Annotated in this window: 1 protein-coding gene; it reads left to right on the top strand. The window is 61.7% G+C overall.

What is annotated here, in order from left to right; all coding sequences use genetic code 11:
• The coding region (locus ABW22_RS13515; protein ID WP_157648649.1) for a GGDEF domain-containing protein at positions 1-768 on the top strand (768 nt) is incomplete at both ends.

The following is a 768-nucleotide window of genomic DNA, read 5'->3' as shown; positions in this document are numbered from 1 at the left end:
AGCCTGTACGCCCGCGAGCTCCATGGCCGCAAGCCCTGCCGCGACCTGATGGACGCCGATCCGCTGATCGTCGACAAGGCCACGCGCATGACCGAGCTGTCGGAACTGGTGGTGAATAAAGGCAAGGCGGCCTTCACCCAGGGCTTCATCATTACCTCCGAGGGGCGCTACCTGGGGCTGGGGTCGGGCTTTGACCTGATGCGCGAAGTGACCGAAATGCAGATCGTCGCTGCACGCTATGCCAACCCACTAACCGGCCTGCCCGGCAATGTGCCGATCCAGGAACACATGGAACGCCTGCTGGTTAACGAGCAGACCTTCGTCACCGCCTATTTCGACCTCGACCAGTTCAAGCCCTACAACGACGTCTATGGCTTCCGCCACGGCGATGTCATCATCCAGTTGCTGGCGCGCATCCTGCGCGAAAGCTGCAATGCCGAACTCGATTTTGTCGGCCACATCGGCGGCGACGATTTCGTGGTGCTGTTTCAAAGCCTCGACTGGGAGGTGCGCTGCCACGGCATGCTGGCGCGCTTCGATCGGGAGTGTCAGTCGCTGTTCAATCCCGAGCATGTGGAGGCAGGCGGCTACCACAGCGAAAACCGGCGCGGTGCGATGGCATTTCACGCATTGGTGACACTCTCCATCGGCGCGGTGCTGGTGGACCCCACCCATTTCCATCAATATCAGGAAGTGGCGCGCGCCGCCTCCGAAGCCAAACACATGGCCAAACGCGTCGACGGCAGCAGCCTGTTCATCGACCAGCGC

This window comes from Thiobacillus denitrificans, from assembly GCF_001530125.1.
Classification (GTDB): domain Bacteria; phylum Pseudomonadota; class Gammaproteobacteria; order Burkholderiales; family Thiobacillaceae; genus Thiobacillus; species Thiobacillus denitrificans_C.
Note: the sequence above shows the minus strand (reverse complement) of the source record. Positions and strands in the feature narration are given on the sequence as shown.